At 64.5% G+C, this 1,814-nt stretch carries 2 protein-coding genes; both read left to right on the forward strand.

The annotated features are described in order from the left end of the window. The first annotated feature begins 34 nt into the window (after positions 1–34). On the forward strand, positions 35–1,021 hold the full coding sequence (locus CFB39_RS38580) for an ABC transporter permease subunit (RefSeq protein ID WP_089473678.1): 987 nt from the start codon (positions 35–37) through the stop codon (positions 1,019–1,021). Then, the coding region (locus tag CFB39_RS38585; protein WP_089476968.1) for an ABC transporter permease subunit at positions 1,018–1,814 on the forward strand (797 nt) is incomplete at its 3' end. The genes CFB39_RS38580 and CFB39_RS38585, both read left to right, overlap by 4 nt.

Raw genomic sequence — 1,814 nt, forward strand, 5'->3', positions numbered from 1 at the left:
AGCGGCGTCGTGCTGACGCAGTGAGGACGCCACGATGAGAACCTCTGCTTCCACGCCCTCCGCTCCGGTGTCGACCGGTACGACCGCCGCGCCCCAGGCGTACAAGCGCCGCGGCCGCCTTGCCGCGCTGGCGCGCTTCCTGCCGTCGGGCCGCAGCGTCGCGATCGGCGTGCCGTTCGTGTGGCTGGCCGTGTTCTTCGCGCTGCCGTTCGTGCTGGTGCTGAAGATCAGCTTCGCCGACCAGGTGATGGGCATCCCGCCGTACACGTCGCTCGTCGAGATCAAGGACGGCGTCGTGCACTTCGCGCTGCAGCTGTCGCACTACGCGTTCCTGCTGCAGGACGACCTGTACATCGCGACCTACCTCAGCTCGCTGAAGATGGCCGCTGTCTCGACGGTGCTGTGCCTGCTGATCGGTTACCCGATGGCGTACTACATCGCGCGCTCGGAGCCGAACCGCCGCAACGTGCTGATGATGGCCGTGATGCTGCCGTTCTGGACGTCGTTCCTGATCCGCGTGTACGCGTGGATCGGCATCCTGAAGGACGACGGGCTCCTGAACCACACGCTGATCGCGCTCGGCATCATCCACACGCCGCTGCGCCTCTATCACAGCGATGCAGGTGTCTACATCGGGATGGTCTATTCGTACCTGCCGTTCATGGTGATGCCGCTGTACGCGCACCTCGTGAAGATGGACCTCACGCTGCTCGAAGCCGCGTACGACCTCGGCGCCAAGCCGTGGGTCGCGTTCACGCGGATCACGCTGCCGCTGTCGAAGAACGGGATCATCGCCGGCAGCCTGCTGGTGTTCATCCCGGCGGTGGGCGAGTACGTGATTCCGGAGCTGCTCGGCGGCGCCGACACGCTGATGATCGGCCGCGTGATGTGGGATGAATTCTTCAACAACATGGACTGGCCGATGGCGTCCGCGGTGACGGTCGCGATGGTGCTGCTGTTGCTGGTGCCGATGGCGCTGTTCCAGTACTACCAGGTCAAGGAACTGGAGGACGCGAAATGATCAAGCCGAGCAAACCGCTGTCGACGGGCGTTCTCGCCTTCGGTTTCCTGTTCCTGTACATCCCGATCATCAGCCTGGTCGTGTACTCGTTCAACGAGTCGAAGCTGGTGACGGTGTGGTCGGGCTTCTCGCTGAAGTGGTACTCGGCGCTGCTGGACGACGACGAGCTGCTGAGCGCCGCGTGGCTGTCGCTGAAGATCGGTCTCTTGACGGCGACCGCGTCGGTCGTGATCGGCACGTGGGCGGGCTTCGTGCTTGCGCGCTTCGGCCGCTTCAAGGGCTTCACGCTGTACACGGGGATGATCAACGCGCCGCTGGTGATCCCGGAAGTGATCCAGGGCATCTCGCTGCTGTTGCTGTTCGTTGCGCTGGAGCAGATGTTCGGCTGGCCGAAGGGGCGCGGGATGGTGACGATCTGGATCGGCCACGTGATGCTGTGCGTGTCGTACGTGGCGATCATCGTGCAGTCGCGCGTGAAGGAGATGAACAAGTCGCTGGAAGAGGCGGCGCTCGATCTCGGCGCGACGCCGCTGAAGGTGTTCTTCGTGGTGACGCTGCCGTTGATCTCGCAGGCGCTGCTGTCGGGGTGGCTACTGTCGTTCACGCTGTCGATCGACGACCTGGTGCTGTCGGCGTTCCTGTCCGGGCCGGGCTCGACGACGCTGCCGCTGGTGGTGTTCTCGCGCGTGCGGCTGGGGCTGAACCCGGAGATGAACGCGCTGGCGACGCTGTTCATCACGGCGGTGACGATCGGCGTGATCGTCGTGAACCGGATGATGATCGCGCGTGAGCG

The sequence above is a fragment of the Burkholderia sp. AU6039 genome, assembly GCF_002223365.1.
Taxonomy (GTDB): Bacteria; Pseudomonadota; Gammaproteobacteria; order Burkholderiales; family Burkholderiaceae; genus Burkholderia.